The sequence below is a fragment of the Sphaerochaeta halotolerans genome, assembly GCF_003429665.1.
GTDB lineage: Bacteria > Spirochaetota > Spirochaetia > Sphaerochaetales > Sphaerochaetaceae > Sphaerochaeta > Sphaerochaeta halotolerans.
In genome coordinates this window covers 1-15203 of sequence record NZ_QUWK01000016.1, presented here as the reverse complement: position 1 = coordinate 15203, position 15203 = coordinate 1, and the positions used below count along the sequence as shown (strand labels likewise).

General features: G+C 42.9%; 15 protein-coding genes and 1 pseudogene. 5 read left to right on the top strand and 11 right to left on the bottom strand.

Annotated elements, in window-relative coordinates; genetic code table 11:
• Positions 1-5 precede the first annotated feature (5 nt).
• Positions 6-1049 carry an ATP-binding protein gene (locus DYP60_RS12455; protein WP_117331344.1) on the top strand — a complete coding sequence of 348 codons (1044 nt, stop codon included), beginning with the start codon at positions 6-8 and terminating at the stop codon, positions 1047-1049.
• Positions 1046-3343, top strand: a complete 2298-nt coding sequence (locus tag DYP60_RS12450; RefSeq protein ID WP_117331343.1) for a S8 family peptidase — start codon at positions 1046-1048, stop codon at positions 3341-3343. Before DYP60_RS12455 ends, DYP60_RS12450 begins: the two co-directional genes overlap by 4 nt.
• Before the next feature lie 756 nt (positions 3344-4099).
• Here DYP60_RS12450 and DYP60_RS12440 read toward each other — a convergent pair.
• Together DYP60_RS12440 and DYP60_RS12435 are read right to left on the bottom strand one after the other, a co-directional pair.
• A complete protein-coding gene (locus DYP60_RS12440; RefSeq protein ID WP_117331341.1) occupies positions 4100-5344 on the bottom strand; it encodes an ATP-binding protein in 1245 nt (414 codons plus the stop codon).
• 428 nt (positions 5345-5772) lie between these two features.
• The gene (locus DYP60_RS12435) at positions 5773-6171 is read right to left on the bottom strand and encodes a recombinase zinc beta ribbon domain-containing protein (RefSeq protein ID WP_117331340.1); all 399 of its coding nucleotides are present in this window, start codon (positions 6169-6171) and stop codon (positions 5773-5775) included.
• 57 nt (positions 6172-6228) lie between these two features.
• On the opposite strand from DYP60_RS12435, the gene DYP60_RS14585 reads away from it, so the two are divergent.
• Entirely contained in the window at positions 6229-6393 is a 165-nt protein-coding gene (locus DYP60_RS14585; RefSeq protein ID WP_240622883.1) for a hypothetical protein, read from the top strand.
• 66 nt (positions 6394-6459) lie between these two features.
• Here the strand turns inward: DYP60_RS14585 and DYP60_RS14775 are convergent.
• The 4 genes and pseudogenes from DYP60_RS14775 to DYP60_RS12415 form a co-directional block, all read right to left on the bottom strand.
• Positions 6460-6792 (bottom strand): annotated as a pseudogene (locus tag DYP60_RS14775) (putative toxin-antitoxin system toxin component, PIN family); the annotation flags it as partial.
• Entirely contained in the window at positions 6789-7058 is a 270-nt protein-coding gene (locus tag DYP60_RS12425) for an AbrB/MazE/SpoVT family DNA-binding domain-containing protein (protein ID WP_206363141.1), read from the bottom strand. The pseudogene DYP60_RS14775 and the gene DYP60_RS12425, both read right to left, overlap by 4 nt.
• Before the next feature lie 119 nt (positions 7059-7177).
• A complete protein-coding gene (locus tag DYP60_RS12420; RefSeq protein ID WP_165849571.1) occupies positions 7178-7585 on the bottom strand; it encodes a Na+/H+ antiporter NhaC family protein in 408 nt (135 codons plus the stop codon).
• Positions 7569-7886 (bottom strand): recombinase family protein, encoded by a 318-nt coding sequence (locus DYP60_RS12415; protein ID WP_117331337.1) that lies wholly within the window; start codon positions 7884-7886, stop codon positions 7569-7571. The genes DYP60_RS12420 and DYP60_RS12415 overlap by 17 nt, the downstream gene beginning before the upstream one ends.
• 375 nt (positions 7887-8261) lie before the next feature.
• On the opposite strand from DYP60_RS12415, the gene DYP60_RS12410 reads away from it, so the two are divergent.
• Entirely contained in the window at positions 8262-9161 is a 900-nt protein-coding gene (locus tag DYP60_RS12410) for a Fic family protein (protein WP_117331336.1), read from the top strand.
• On the opposite strand, the gene DYP60_RS12405 is transcribed toward DYP60_RS12410, so the two are convergent.
• From DYP60_RS12405 to DYP60_RS12385, 4 genes are all read right to left on the bottom strand, one after another.
• Entirely contained in the window at positions 9143-9445 is a 303-nt protein-coding gene (locus DYP60_RS12405; protein WP_117331335.1) for a hypothetical protein, read from the bottom strand. The genes DYP60_RS12410 and DYP60_RS12405 overlap by 19 nt on opposite strands.
• A 280-nt stretch (positions 9446-9725) precedes the next feature.
• Complete coding sequence (locus DYP60_RS12395) at positions 9726-10091, bottom strand: DUF2089 family protein (protein WP_117331333.1); 366 nt, start codon at positions 10089-10091, stop codon at positions 9726-9728.
• 69 nt (positions 10092-10160) lie between these two features.
• Positions 10161-10730: a protein-L-isoaspartate(D-aspartate) O-methyltransferase gene (locus DYP60_RS12390; protein WP_117331332.1), complete on the bottom strand. Its 570-nt coding sequence runs from the start codon at positions 10728-10730 to the stop codon at positions 10161-10163.
• 48 nt (positions 10731-10778) lie between these two features.
• Positions 10779-11891 carry a Fic family protein gene (locus DYP60_RS12385; protein WP_165849570.1) on the bottom strand — a complete coding sequence of 371 codons (1113 nt, stop codon included), beginning with the start codon at positions 11889-11891 and terminating at the stop codon, positions 10779-10781.
• 428 nt (positions 11892-12319) lie between these two features.
• Between DYP60_RS12385 and DYP60_RS12380 the strand changes: the two genes are divergently transcribed.
• On the top strand, positions 12320-13543 hold the full coding sequence (locus tag DYP60_RS12380) for an ATP-binding protein (protein WP_117331330.1): 1224 nt from the start codon (positions 12320-12322) through the stop codon (positions 13541-13543).
• Positions 13544-13841: 298 nt separating this feature from the next.
• On the opposite strand, the gene DYP60_RS12375 is transcribed toward DYP60_RS12380, so the two are convergent.
• Positions 13842-15122, bottom strand: coding sequence for a ferric reductase-like transmembrane domain-containing protein (locus DYP60_RS12375; protein WP_165849569.1), 1281 nt, complete (start codon positions 15120-15122; stop codon positions 13842-13844).
• Positions 15123-15203: the final 81 nt, after the last annotated feature.

The following is a 15203-nucleotide window of genomic DNA, read 5'->3' as shown; positions in this document are numbered from 1 at the left end:
ATACAATGAAAAAGAAAAATGTAATAAACCTAATAAAGTATTATATCGAAAGAAATGACGGAGCTTTCCGTGATGAAGCATATGCGATAGCAGTTGATTTCAATAGGAACAACGATAGTGAACTTGGTGACTATATCATGGCATTATTATCTGACAAGAATACATTTGTACCACAAGTACTGAATGGGAAATTGGACTATCTTAGAAAAATCGAATGTCCACCTACTACGCTACCACTCCCAGAATGCATAAAGGATGAACTGATGGGCATTGTCAATGCTGTCAGCTATGGCGCAGGGGTTAATAAGTTTTTATTTCAAGGGGCTCCCGGCACCGGGAAAACTGAAAGTGCAAAGCAGCTTGCCCGAATTCTAAACCGACAACTCTTTGTAGTAGATTTTGATTTGCTTGTAGACAGCAAGATGGGACAAACTTCGAAAAATATTGCAGAGCTGTTTGCTGAAATAAATAATGTTCCCTATCCGGAACAAATCATTATCCTCTTCGATGAACTGGATTCAATTGCTCTTGATAGAACGAGTGTACGTGATTTGCGAGAGATGGGCAGGGCTACATCCGCTGTGTTGAAAGGACTTGATAATCTTAGCAGTCGAATCGTATTACTAGCAACGACAAATTTGTATGAATCATTTGACAAGGCTCTCATCCGTCGATTTGACAAAGTAATTGATTTTGCTCGTTACACAGATAAGGACCTGAGGGAAATCGCAGAAACTATTCTTGAGGATCTCTTACAGCAATTCAGGTTTAAAGGAAGAAATGTTCGGCTGTTCAGGAAAATCATTGCACTGATGGACCCTCTTCCCTATCCCGGTGAATTGAAGAATCTCATTAAAACTGCCATAGCATTTAGCAACCCCCATGAGGATTTCGACTATCTTGCACGATTATTTAAACAGGTAAAACCAGGATTTGCAGGAGATTATAAAGAGCTCAAAATGATGGGATTTTCTGTACGTGATATCGAAATCCTTACAAAAGTTTCGAAGAGCCAAGTATCACGAGAACTGCTGGGAGTTACACAATGAACAAAATCCTGGAACTAAAAGGAACATTCAATCACGCTCCCAACCCGAGCCGTCCAGGACCTGCTACGCTCCCTGCAAGAAGTAGCGTCACCGTCTCAGATATTAGGAGACTGACTCAGTCTCTTGAAGCGGTGCACCGCTATTGGAGAGAAAGCCACAGTCCATTCAAACCGCTCGTCTCTATCTATTACAAAGATATCGTAGCAAAAAGCAATAGGATGGGCAAAATTCTTTCCAATGGGTCGGAATCACCCATTAGGACTATTGTAGGTGCTAAATTTACCGACACCACTCCCCCCAAACACATCATTACACATTGTGTGAATATTCACGCCATCGAGCAAGGTTTGGAAAAACTTCTGGAAGTTTCCCAATTACTAGCAGAGGAATTCAACAACACAATCACTGCTGAAGAGATGGATATCCTGAACAATAACAAACAAAAGCTCAAGAGAAAACTTTCAAGGGAAGAGATTTCCTGGAAAACCCAGAAAGAACGTGCAATAACTGCACATGGATTGAGTAAGTCTGCATTTTGTCAGATTATGAAAGATGCTTGGTACATTGATTTCTTTAACGTTGAAGAACGAAATATTCCCATTTCAGGGAGTCAGATCATTACGCTTTACGATACCGGTTTAAAGCGAGAAGAAATCCTTAAGAATCTCGGATTACAACAAGAAACCATCAGAATCCTGGATGATCTTACCTGGATGGTAACTCCCGAACAGTATCATAAGATTATTGGCAAAGCCCCGTACCTTGTTGCCATGACAGTCTCTGATTTTGGAAGAATTGATGCACGTTCTCTTGATGGGACAAGACCTCTTTCATCAGAATTTTCTATCCCTGAACCTACAAATGAACCAGTAATTGGCGTCATCGACACGCTCTTCGACCAATCCTCATATTTCTCTTCATGGGTGGAGTATCACTGCATGATATCCCCTGACCTTATTGAAGACGAGGATTACGCGCACGGAACTGCTGTCTCATCCATTCTTGTCGATGGACCTACTCTCAATGAGCATCTTGATGATGGATGTGGACGTTTTCGTGTCCGTCATTTTGGCGTTGCCAAGCATGCACGAAACAGTTCTGCATATCTGATGAATGCAATACGTTCTATCGTAGAAACGAACAGAGATATTAAGGTGTGGAACATATCCCTCGGATCACCTTTGGAAACCGACCAGAATTTCATCTCTCCTGAAGCAGCACTCCTTGATGAGCTCCAATTCTTGTATGACATCATTTTCGTAGTAGCCGGCACAAATAATAGAAATCGTCATATAGATCGTCCAAGAATCGGTTCTCCTGCCGATTCCGTCAACTCTGTCGTTGTTAATGCAGTAACCCTGGCAGGGGATCCTGTGGAATATGCACGCAAGGGACCTGCATTACATTTTTTCAACAAACCAGATGTCGCCGTATTTGGTGGAGACAACCAAGATGGCATGATCGTATACTCCAACCGAGGAAGGGTAAAGGAATTGGGTACTTCGTTTGCAGCTCCTTGGATCACCCGAAAACTGGCATATCTTATATATGTAATGGGATTTCCTAGAGAGATTGCCAAAGCATTACTACTTGATTCTGCCGCAGGCTGGAAGGTCGATTCCAACAAAAGGAATCTGATAGGTTTCGGAGTTGTCCCAACCAAGATACAGGATATTTTGACATCTCCAAATGAAGAAATACGCTTTGTAGTACACGGGGTGGTGGAAGCATATGATACCTATGCATATACCATTCCAGTTCCCCTTTGCAAAGGCCAGTTTCCCTATATTGCGAAAGCCACTCTCTGTTATTTCCCAAAATGTTCTCGTTCTCAGGGAGTTGACTATACCGATACCGAAATGGACATTCATCTGGGAAGAATGAACAAAAAGGGTAAGATCAAGGCAATTAACGATAATGCTCAGGGAGACGACGAAGCCCATAGATTATTTGAAAAGGAGGTACGGCGCGATTACCGGAAATGGGATACTGTGAAACATATTTACGAAGAGAAAAAGACCCGAAACCGTCCCAGAATACGGCTTAGTGAATCGTCACCCAATTGGGGTATCAACATCAAGACCAAGGAACGTTTGGAAACCAAGTCAGGTAAAGGATTACATTTTGGTGTTGTGATTACGCTACATGAAATCACGGGAGTGAACCGAATTGCTGAATTCATGCAGCTTTGTCGTGCAAACAACTGGTTTGTCAATGAAGTTGACATCCATGCCAGGATTGAAATTCATGAGAAAGCTGAAGCAGAAGTGGAATTTGATGAGGATGGAATGTAAGAAGATGATTTTTTCCTTCAGAACATATTCCAGATTCTCTCATTACAGAATAGGCTATAACCCAACTTCCTCTCTCCTACCTATAAAAAAGATAAAATTTGAGCATCAATGGAACGCGGGAAGACCATACACACTATGTATTGCTGAATGAGGGGTTCCTCCTTTTACGACGGTAAAATTAGGAGACATGTCTATTCTTAATAAATCCTTGACGCTCATATGTTATTCGAAGACTATTTCTGCAGAAAATTTTAGCGTGATCCGGTAATCACTCCGGAATTTTTGTATGTCACTTGTATACGCCCTGTTTGCATGTGGATGCCTCCTGTTCGCAACATATGCAAGACGCTTCTTATAGGAAACCAGTTGGTGGTACTCTAAAAAAAATTCTATCGTTTCTTTTAATTGGTCGATTGCATGTCTCCTTGCCGCTTCCCAAGCCGACTGTTTAACATCTTTCAATTCGATGAATACGATTGTTTCCCTAGTATGTACTGGATATGTCAAAAGCATCGCGTCGCACCGCTTTGAATCTGTTCTTCCATCTTGACGTTTCAAAGGAATGTGTTTATCGACAGGCAAGAATTGTATCCGCTTCCGCCCAGGGTTTGATACCGTAGCGACCCAAGTATGGTTGTCTCTATTATGCGAAATGAAAGCAGGGAGTTCACCGGGGTCATCACATATGCCAAAAGAAGAAATCCCTTCTACAATATCCTCATCTCGAGCGTATTCAAAAAAATTAATCCCTGGCATCTATTCGTCACCCATTTCCAGGATACGTCCGAAATCATCGTTGAAATTCCCAAGGATATCATTTAGATAGTTCTCATCCGATGGAATCCCATCAATATTCTCCAATAACGAGATTTTGCCCTTATCGTCAGTTTTATATATACGCAATTGTTCAGAGGCTATAGCAGCTTCTTTAGGAACAATGCTCTCTAATTCTCTTCGTGAATTCAAGGATAGGTTCTGCTTGCCATACACATTTTTCGAAGCAACTGCGAGGGAAACTGCATTCAGCAGATACGGGCTATGCGTTGTGACGATAAGCTTATTCTTCTCATTGAGATTCCTATAGGACAGCAAAGAGAACAACATCCTGATCTGCGTGTCAGGAAAGAGATTTTGCTCCGGCTCTTCCACGATGTTGATGAAATACGAAGGGATCCGTGAAGCTAAGAGACTATTGACCATATTAATCAGTCTGGTGTCATTTGGCTTTTTCGCAAGAAGTTCCTGTATCTCATTACGGATTCTCGTCAGATCCTCATTCGACAAGCCTCCGTTAGCTACTATACTAGCTGTAATATCCTTTTCTAAAGATTCCTTCTTTGATGTAAACTGTTTTGCCAGATTAGTGCTTACTAGGAATAATGGGATCAGTGACTGAAATCCGCTGGCGGCTTGGGAAAGTCTTGTTCTATTATTGTGCCTCTTCACCCACGATATATCATTCAGTCTATCATAAGAGAAAAATACGTCGTCGATGGGCAATTCAAGATCTCCCTTCAAATCCTTTCTTGCTTGATCATATTCATCTAAAAACGATGCAAATGACTCTGGGAGCTCACTTATCAGACTCGGTTTAGGAAGCACGCTGATAAAATTCCGCTCTGAAGGGACATACATTATTTTTGGGATGGAAGTACGTTCAGAGCTTGTCACTCTCTCTACATGAAGCTTTGATTCCCCGCCATATGTGATGTGATACATGGAACCGATATATTCCATCGTAGAGTCATCAGAAAAATAGGATTTGATATTATGATAGTCGAAGCGAGCCCTAAAGCGACCGGGAAGTTTTAATTCTTTTTCTGTAAAATCATCCCTTACGAGAGCCTTCTCAATCCACATCATTGTTGATAATACTTTTGCTATTGTGCTTTTACCCGAACCTTGCGGACCAATTATCATTGTGAAATCCGCTATTTCCATGAATTCTTCTTCAACGAACCCGCTAGTTATCGGTCCGAAGTTCTTTATACTCAGTTTCATATGTTTCTCCCTCACTTGAGAGCAATAATTCCATTATTCATCTAGTACAACAGACAATAAATTACTATCAAAATATCTTAGATCTGTTCAACAACCAGCCGTATTGAAGCAATCATCGCGTTTTACCGTGAATCTACTGTGATGGACATTGACATCGGGGTCCATTACATAAGAACATACCGCATTATACACGAAAAGCGATTGGTTCAACAGTGTCAAAACCTTCCCCTCAAAGTGAATTCTGTGCATAATATTCTTGATTACAACCATAACGGTCAACTATTCGCCGCCTGGCGATGCTTCATCACCACATCAATGCCATCCGGCTTGATGACAACCCTTTCGACCGCGTTTACCAAGGAATCGGAATCAAATTCCTCAACAGAGTACCATAGCAATCCGAGAGTATCCAAGAGGGTCTTCAGAAGCTAATCGACCCTGATCGAACGATTGGTGCAGCTGCGCTGTTTCCTATCCCTGCGCTTTCTGCAGATGCACACCAGATAATCATACTCGGTACCCTTGTACTCGGGGCCATCACCTTTCTTGAACGGTAGACCACACTCGCTGCAGTATACCAATCCATACAAGTAATGCGGTTGCGAGTTCCGGTAGATGCCGGCCTTGCGCTCTTGATCAACCCATGCAAGCCGTGCCTTCACTTGCTCGAACAACCGCCGGTCCACGATCGTCTCATGGTCGTCGGTGAGATAGCAGCTGGTATAGGGCTTGGCATAATCAGGCTGCTTGGTGATCAGCTCCCTGTCCGGTCCATTCTGGATTATCCGGTCCCCCATATACACCTTGTTGTCCAGGACCTTCCTCATGTTCCCTGCTCCAGTAATCCGCTTGGTTGAGGAATTTGCAACTCCGAGGTCCCTTAAATGAAAGGTATCAATACCTCAGGGCAAGCCCTGAACTCAGGAGGCGTTGCCTCCTTTTCCGCCCCAAGGGGCGGGGTATCTCATCTTGCTTTCCCTGCACTCGCTCCCGAGAGGAACCATCATGATGATTCCTTTCCTCTCGCTCCGTTGGGGAATGACGAATGAACATAGGATAAAATCCGATGGAGTCATCATCCGAGGATGATCGATCCCAGACTCAAGGAAGTCTTTATCTCCTGTCAAAATGATATCCACGTCAGAGACTACCGCACTACGCAATATAGGTCTGTCCATCATATCGCGCATCAACTTTTCCTCTTTTACAGGTCTTTCGGGGGTATCAACTATTTCAATTGAAAGTAGAGAGTTATAGATGAATGACTCTAGGGCTGGAAGCTTATCAGGAAATTTCCTCGTGAAAATACGCTTCATCTCGTCAAGGTTTTGCTCGCAGATAACAGCTTTGAATGGATACGTATTGGCTTTCCAGAAAGCCTGTGCTGGCGTGCTGTGGGGAAATAGTGCTGCTGAAATCAAAACGTTCGTGTCAATAAGAACTTTCATTCAATATTCTCAGAGCGGAGGCTTCTCACAAGAGCCATCACATCCTCATCATCTTCTAAACCTGCCTTTTGTGCTTCACCTGCCATCTTATTTTGTAGAATCTCCATGGCATAGAGGGCTGAGTTAATAATCCTCACATTGCCTCCATCCACTAAAAAAGTCACACGGTCCCCGGCTCCGATGCCCAAAGCTGTCCTAACGTCCTTGGGGATGGTCACCTGACCTTTGGCCATCACTTTTGCATTGTCAATAAATTGTTGTGCCATTTTATCCTCCAAAGTAGGGAATTCCCTACTTTCAATGTACCATGGGCGTCCCATATTGACAAGTCCTCTTGTCAGAAGCATGTGGCATATGAAGACCAAGGAATCTTCAATCTTGCTGACTATTGCTGATCCTTTGGCTCTGTCTCTCTTGGGGCTACACGTTCCATAGATAGATTTGCATAGGCGAATATTGCTACCACAATGGGAGTCAACCAGCAGAATATTGCATAGGGAGCATAGGCTCCCGCTGATACACCCAGAGCTGAATATACAAAGACAGCACTGCTGTTCCATGGGATCAAGGGAGATGTGAGGGTACCTCCGGCTTCCAAGGTGCAGGTGAGGTTTTTCAGTTTGAGTTTCTGATCACAATAGTTTTCCTCATACATTTGGCCTGGAAGTATGACCTCAAGGTATTGGTTTGCACTGAATATAGTTATTAAGATTGAGGTAAAGAGGACGGTCACTGTCAGATTACCAATTGTGCCAACAAACCGAGAAAGTTTCAGGTCAATGCTGTGTAGCATCCCTGTCCGGTCCATTCTGGATTATCCGGTCCCCCATATACACCTCGTTGTCCAGGACCTTCCTCATGTTCCCTGCTCCAGTAATCCGCTTGGTTGAGGAATTTGCAACTCCGAGGTCCCGTAAATGACGATGGATCTCTATGGGGTATAAACCCGCTGCATAGTCCTCGAAGATTACCCTGACAATCCAGGAGTCCTGGTTCGGCACGAGCACACCGCCTACCTCATTGTATCCGAGAATGCGGCTGCTTCCCAGGTGCCTGATGCCCTGCTCGGCATGCTTGCGAAGGGACCACTTCATATTCTCCGATATCGAGCGGGACTCCTCTTGGGCTACAACCGACAACACATGTAGTTGATCTTGGGAAGATCGTTCCACTTTATTTGGCTGTGCAATAAGAACAGAACCTTTACCTTCGACTAAAATCCTCTAATGAGAGATATCGCAAGTACCCATACTCGTATTCATACACCCACAAACATCATCATCTTTCCTCTCCTTCCACATAGAGTCTTGCTTCCAATGCATGTTTCTTATCTTTGACTGAGAAACGCTTTCCTTGCATGTTACCCTCATAAAGGAGTACATGGTATATTCCGGCAAATAACTATAATTTTTCTAAATTTTTCAATTTTCATGCCGATACCATGCTATACTATTACAAGGGAGGATCTTATGCGGTATTACTCAGTCACAGAAATTGCCCATAAATGGTCCATGAGCGAACGAGGGGTGAGGAATTATTGCGCTCAAGGTAAAATTGAGGGAGCATTCCTGGAAGGGAAAACCTGGAAGATTCCTGAAGGAGCTAGTAAGCCTGTGAGGATGACATCGCAAAGAACTGCCTCCTCTCTGTTGGCTCGCCTGAAGGAAGAGAAACACTCCAGGAGGAAGGGAGGTATCTACCAGAAACTCCAGATAGACATGACCTTCAACTCAAACCACATGGAAGGAAGCCAGCTCACCCATGAACAAACTCGGTATATCTATGAAACCAATACCATCAGTCTTGAGAATACTATCTTGCAAGTTGACGACATTGTGGAGACAGTGAATCATTTTCGTTGCATTGACCTGATGATTGATCGAGCAACATTCACGCTTAGTGAGGCGTTTATCAAACAACTGCATGCCACCTTGAAGACAGGTACCAGTGATAGCCGAAAGGATTGGTTTGGCATGGGAAACTACAAAAAACTCCCCAATGAGGTTGGAGGTCTTGAAACAGTGCCTCCTGAGCAGGTTGCAGAACAGATGCAAGCGTTGCTTGCCTCCTATCACTCAATAGAGGAGAAGACACTTGAAGATATCCTTGACTTCCATGTTCACTTCGAGCTTATCCATCCATTCCAAGATGGTAATGGGCGGGGCGGAAGATTGATTATGTTCAAGGAGTGCCTCCGTTCAAACATCACTCCCTTTATCATACCCGATGATATGAAGATCTATTATTACAGGGGGCTCAGTGAATGGAAGAGAGAAAGAGGATTCCTTCGTGATACATGCCTCGCTGCGCAGGATACGTTCAGGCACTACTTGGAGTACTTCAGGATTCCCTATGATAGGAAATCCTGATGAATAGAAGGTTGGGTGCCCAGAGAAAGGCACCCTATTTCCCTCTTGTTATCGGCAAAACACCTATACAGTTGACTCATCAGTTCAAGGGCTTCCATGATCTCCTGCATGTTCTGTGCGTCAATTGACCCGAAGTCAAAAGGAATACCGCTTTCATGCATGGATTCCTGGATCTTGTCCTGAGCAAGAGGAACCTTGACCGAAACCCGCTCTGAGGGTTTCCCTGATGCTTTCCAGCTGTCCAGATTCCTTCTCCATCGCCTGTAAGAGTTTCTCTGCTTCATCGGGAGTAAGCTTTCCCTCGCTAAGCAGGTGCAATATTCTTAGTCTTTCGATCGAAATACAAGTTCCGTTCCAATTGTGGCACTCAGCAGTGATGGAAGCGCCTTGATAAAAGGAAGGTAAGACCAAGTTTGCCTGGAGGTATTATAAGTAGTACCAAGAAGGCAACCGCACCAAGCAGAAGAAATGGGACAAACAGTAAGTATATTAGTCCCAAGGAAAACCAGAACCGATGGGGCTTTGTCTCCCCTTGCACCCTGAAATGTAGAAGCATTGGTAGCATTATTCCATCTCCTTCAGTGCGTCGCTGGCGCTAATCTCCCCTCGCTCAATCCGGTCCAGGATGCTCGAAACCGGGTTGGAAACCTTCACAGTGACATCTACGATGTCAAGTTGGTTAGCAATGCGATTCAAGCGGTTCTTAACCGTTGGGTAGCTGATGTTGAAGATTGACTCCATCTGCTTGATCAATCCATTGGTCTTGATAAACGCTGCAATGAAAATCTGGTCTTCCATACTGAGCTCTGTAAAGAGATGCAGCTGGAAATCACCTTCTATGGTCACGTTGTCCTCAGGTATCCGTACCTGGGTGATTACGAACTTCTTTCCCCCGGTCATCGAGAGCAGTTTCTGCCAATTGTGTTCCATAAGGACTTCTCTTATGCATTCAATCAAGGGGGGGGGTAGTATCGATTTTAATGTGTATATGTTGGAATACTATTTATCCACTAATGTAACGAAGGTGACATCCAGAAGTTTTCTCTCAGATACACTGCCATGCCTATCCTTGATTACCTTGAGCAGTTCCTGCCACCCCTCGGGGCCTACCGGAATGATCATGATGCCCTCAGGAGCTAGTTGATCAAGCAGAGCCTCTGGTATTTTGCTGGGTGCAGCGGTTACCATGATCCGGTCAAAAGGGGCATGCTCAGGCCAGCCGAGGGTGCCATCCCCCACTCGATAGTGGATGTTCTTATACCCCAAGGAGTCCAGTCGCTTCTTTGCCTTCTTGCTCAGTTCATTGATTCGTTCAACGGTATACACCTCTCCAGAGAACTCAGCAAGGAAGGCACTCTGGTAGCCACTTCCCGTTCCAATCTCCAGTACTGTATGCTTTTTATTGAGTTCAAGCTGTTCAGTCATATAGGCAACCAAGCTTGGTTGGCTGATGGTCTGTCCATAGCCAATGGGAAGTGGATGGTCAAGGGAAGAGAGGGCTTTGTAGGGTTCGTCCACAAAGCGGGAGCGGTCCAGAGAGGAAAAGAACTGTTGTAGCTTCTCATCCATATATACAAGCATACCACCGGAGTGTGGTAATGATAAGAGACGAAAGAGCTAAAGGTTATCCAAAAGGTTTGGATTGAGGAAGTATCCTGTTTTCGGGCCGGTCTCTCCAGAGGGTACCAACAATCTTTCAATGAGAAGTTGCTGAATATCTCTTGAGGCTGCAGCTGGAGAACATTTGTTCATTTTTGCCCATTTATCGGTTGAAAGCTTACCCTCAAACGATCCATCGGCAAGCTTGAACAACATCGACAACTGTCGTGAGTTATAGATGGATGGGTCCAGGTTTTTCATAAACCGTGTAAGCTTTACACTCCTCTCATAGGTATTCAGTGCTTCCAGTTTTGCCTTGATTGCAATTTCGATATTCCAGAGGAGCCACTTGGTACAATCCAGCGATTCTGCCTGTGAGCTGAACTCCCGCAAGAGGCGGTAATAGTCATCTCGATTCTTCAGGATTAAGGATGACATACTGTATACCCTGTGGGTCTCATGAAAACCTTTTGAGAGTACATACTCTGCAATCGCCCTGGAGATTCTTCCATTTCCATCCTCAAAGGGGTGAATACAAAGAAACCACAAGGATGCAATGGCACTTTTTATGAGTGGCTTTTTCTCATTCTCCTCATTAATGAATGCAATGAGCTGTTCCATCTCTCTTGGAATCTTCTCAAAGGGAAGTCCCTCGTACACAAGTTCTTCCTTCCTCCCATTTCCTTTGCTGATGTATACGGGACCGCTTCGGTATTCACCAATATGCCTTGGCTTGATCCCAGCCATCTGGGAGAAGAGAAGGGAGTGCCACTTGTGTATTCTATCAGTAGAGAGCAAATCCAGATTGCCTGTTGCATCCAGGACAAGCATTGAGATACTTTCAGCGTATCGGTCACTTTTCGCCTTTTTCTCAAGATAAATATCAAGATGCTTGCATATTGAAGAATATACGGAATCGTAGGAGATGGATTCTCCTTCAATTTCCAGGCTGGCTCGTATCTCATCGGTAAGGGATTGCGCATGCATCCTGTCTCTCATATCTGGATCGATCATTGCAAACACAATATCAGTTGCTTTTTTCTGCAACATATACGCTTCGTATTGCCGTGTAACCTGTTCTTCATCATAGGTAAATGACGGCCAATCAAGATTTTTCCAGATATATGCCATTGTTCTACTCCTACTCAATGTTCGCACATGAACCATAAATAGTCCATCATTTTTGATGGGGTAAACGGATTTTCCTGCTATTCTTTTCACTTTTGAGGGAGTAGATCGTTACTTCCTCATTTCTGATAGAGTATTTCCAAGTATACGAAAGGTTCCCATGTCCCGAAAAGCAGAAGAACTATATATACCCATTGAACGGCTTCTTGTGTTCAATCAGAACCATGTGGAGTATTGGGTATATCAGATAGAAAAGTTTCTTATATATGAGAAATATTTGCAAATATTGGTATATTATTCTCACATAAGAGAAACTAATGAGAAGGAAGAGTTTTTTCTCTGTAGAGAAATAACTTTACATTTTATAATACTTTTTTCTCATTTCAGAAATAATTATTGTTATATTATTTGCTATGTAGTATACTGAATTCATGAAAATCCAAGAAAGAATATTAATACCAAGAAAGAGATACTTACAGGAGTTGATCTCATGGCGCAACAAGCAATTGATCAAGGTCATTACCGGGGTGAGGCGCTGTGGGAAGTCAACGCTTTTTGAGTTATATATCAACTATCTTAAACAAGAGGGTATAACAAATAACCAAATCATATCAATCAACCTTGAGGATATAGAGCACGAACAACTTCTTGAGTATCATGCATTATACAACTATATCAAGGATTTGTTGCAAAATGACATGTTTACGTATGTGTTCATTGATGAAATTCAACAATGTCCAGGTTTTGAGAAAGTCGTGGACAGCCTATACATCAGAAAGAACATCGACCTGTATATCACAGGATCCAATGCTAATCTTCTATCTGGGGAATTGGCGACACTGCTTTCCGGTAGATATATTGAAATACAAATGCTTCCTTTATCCTTCAGTGAATATCTTGATTCCCCCTCTGCAGAAGAAGAAACGCGTATGACAGCCTTCTCCCATTATATGAAATATGGGTCTTTTCCCTACATCCCAATGCTGGAGAGAAACAATACAGTTGTCAGGACGTATATTCAGGGAATCTACAACACAATACTTGTAAAAGATGTGGCAAAGCGAAAAGACATTACCGATATTTCACTTCTGGAACAAATCATCAAGGTATTAGGAAGTTGCATAGGTAGTCCTATTTCCACAAAAAAAATCTGTGATACCATTCAGTCCAATGGAAGGAAAATATCTGTCAATACTGTAGATATCTATCTTCAAGCATTAACAGAAAGCTACATCTTCTATAAGGCTGATCGCTACGACATCAGAGGGAGAAGTTTTCTCAAGACCTTGGGTAAATATTATATTGTTGACCTAGGATTGCGAAACAATCTCCTAGCTAATGGAGAATCAGATATTGGACACCAACTAGAAAACATAGTATATCTTGAGCTTATCAGGCGTGGTTACAAGGTTTCCATCGGTAAGTTAGCTGAGAAAGAGGTTGACTTTGTGGCAACAACAGACAAAGGAATTATGTACTACCAAGTATCGGCAACAGTTCTTGATGAAAATACTTTGAAAAGAGAACTAGCACCACTGCAAGCAATACACGATAACTACCCAAAGATTCTCCTCTCAATGGATGAAATCGGATCAGGGAGAAGCCATGAAGGAATTCAGCAGCAATATCTCCTGCAATGGCTTACCTCTGAATGAATACCACCTTTTGCATGCTTCAAACTATTCCAAGAGGCAAGAATCTTGCTTTCAGCCGTCTAACATTGCATTTTTATAGAAGGCGTGATATTCGTTCCGGTTCCTTTCCAGATGTATAGAAGCATATCTACGTTGGTACCATGAATAGGGAAGTCATATCTTTTCATGTCTGATGCCATCGTAAAAGTAGTTGATATGATTCCCTTACAAGGATTTCAGAATACAGTTCTTGGATGTACTCTCTCCTGATGGTTCCAAGAAGGAAATCCAAATAACTACCTGACAAACACCTTTCGGATCAGTAAGAAAATGCCTCAAAGTGAAAATGGTGATGAGGAACACCAAGCTCATTCAATGCATTCAGCACAATTGCCCTCACTGGCATGGAGGAACACAAATAATAGGTATAGTCCTTTGGAGAAACGATGGCTTCCTTGAAGAAATCTGTGGAATAGAGAATTCCATCCTCTTGATATACAAGAGTCCGTATATTCAGATTTGGTGTCATCGCGACAATCTTCTCTATTTCATCTCCAATGAGCAAATCTTCCCTGGTATTCACTGCCAGGAAACATTGTACACTATTCTCTGGTTGGTGGGTTTTCATATCCCTCAACAAACTGAGAATTGGAACAATACCAATCCCAGAACCAATGAGACAAATCTTTCCTTTAGAGTAATCTGGGATGAAATTCCCAAACCCGCCATTTATCTGTGCTATGCTTCCTACCTGCACGTTTGCTGTAGTCTCGGTAAAGTCGCCCAACACCTTGATCCCCAAGGAAATTTCAGGGTCACTGGGACACGAAAGAAATGAGAAAGGATGTTCCTCAGAAGGTAATCCCGGGGTTTTCCATCTGATATAGCCGAATTGTCCTGCCCTATACGTAATACGTTTAGCTCCCTTTGGAACAAATGTCAGAATACTGACATCATGAATCCGCTGGTTATTCTGCAACTCCAAACGAGGAAGCCAAATTTTTCTCAATCGGGAGTACAAAACCAAAAAGCCAACCAGCAAAAGATGAATCAGAGGATATATGGATGCAAATGCATAGCTACTATCTGTCAGCCCGGCATCACGTATGTGTAGGTATCCCAGGAAACCAAGGAGCAGGAATGCATACCCGTGAACTGACTTCAACTGATCATACCGAGCAAGAGAGTCTCGTCCTATCCACTTCAAGATCCTCCGGCGAACATGCCTGACGCCTGGAGCATCTATCCATAGAATGGCAGAAAGGTACAACAATGTGAACAATACAAATATCAACCAAGAAAGAAATACTATCTCTTTCCCAATGATCAGCTTATAGAACGCATGCCAATATATGCTTATGATGATGAGGGTACCACTCACTGCATGGAACTTGACCATGCGATCATAGGGAAAGTGTCTCTGTAAAAACGGTAGCTTGATGGTGATGAGAATATGATTGAGGATAAAGTAATAACTGAAAATCGATAAGAAATAATTCACAGAATCCATGACTCCAAAGAAAGGGAGATCTACCATGAAAAGTGTGAACTGAATTCCAGGGATTATTCCATATAGGAAGATAAGCAATAAAATCATCATAACTCGAGGGTGTAACATAGTTTGTGTAAATGGAAATCTGCTATGCTAAAAGAAGGAGCAGCAAATGACCAAGAAAAACAA

What these genes read in the sequence shown, in the direction of transcription:
- DYP60_RS12415 (WP_117331337.1), bottom strand. Translation starts at nt 7,886, where the DNA reads ATGAAGTGGTCCCTTCGCAAGCATGCCGAGCAGGGCATCAGGCACCTG.
- DYP60_RS12395 (WP_117331333.1), bottom strand. Translation starts at nt 10,091, where the DNA reads ATGGAACACAATTGGCAGAAACTGCTCTCGATGACCGGGGGAAAGAAG.
- DYP60_RS12375 (WP_165849569.1), bottom strand. Translation starts at nt 15,122, where the DNA reads ATGATGATTTTATTGCTTATCTTCCTATATGGAATAATCCCTGGAATT.
- DYP60_RS12420 (WP_165849571.1), bottom strand. Translation starts at nt 7,585, where the DNA reads ATGCTACACAGCATTGACCTGAAACTTTCTCGGTTTGTTGGCACAATT.
- DYP60_RS14585 (WP_240622883.1), top strand. Translation starts at nt 6,229, where the DNA reads ATGAAAGGTATCAATACCTCAGGGCAAGCCCTGAACTCAGGAGGCGTT.
- DYP60_RS12385 (WP_165849570.1), bottom strand. Translation starts at nt 11,891, where the DNA reads ATGGCATATATCTGGAAAAATCTTGATTGGCCGTCATTTACCTATGAT.
- DYP60_RS12380 (WP_117331330.1), top strand. Translation starts at nt 12,320, where the DNA reads ATGAAAATCCAAGAAAGAATATTAATACCAAGAAAGAGATACTTACAG.
- DYP60_RS12435 (WP_117331340.1), bottom strand. Translation starts at nt 6,171, where the DNA reads ATGAGGAAGGTCCTGGACAACAAGGTGTATATGGGGGACCGGATAATC.
- DYP60_RS12440 (WP_117331341.1), bottom strand. Translation starts at nt 5,344, where the DNA reads ATGAAACTGAGTATAAAGAACTTCGGACCGATAACTAGCGGGTTCGTT.
- DYP60_RS12450 (WP_117331343.1), top strand. Translation starts at nt 1,046, where the DNA reads ATGAACAAAATCCTGGAACTAAAAGGAACATTCAATCACGCTCCCAAC.
- DYP60_RS12455 (WP_117331344.1), top strand. Translation starts at nt 6, where the DNA reads ATGAAAAAGAAAAATGTAATAAACCTAATAAAGTATTATATCGAAAGA.
- DYP60_RS12410 (WP_117331336.1), top strand. Translation starts at nt 8,262, where the DNA reads ATGCGGTATTACTCAGTCACAGAAATTGCCCATAAATGGTCCATGAGC.
- DYP60_RS12390 (WP_117331332.1), bottom strand. Translation starts at nt 10,730, where the DNA reads ATGGATGAGAAGCTACAACAGTTCTTTTCCTCTCTGGACCGCTCCCGC.
- DYP60_RS12425 (WP_206363141.1), bottom strand. Translation starts at nt 7,058, where the DNA reads ATGGCACAACAATTTATTGACAATGCAAAAGTGATGGCCAAAGGTCAG.
- DYP60_RS12405 (WP_117331335.1), bottom strand. Translation starts at nt 9,445, where the DNA reads ATGAAGCAGAGAAACTCTTACAGGCGATGGAGAAGGAATCTGGACAGC.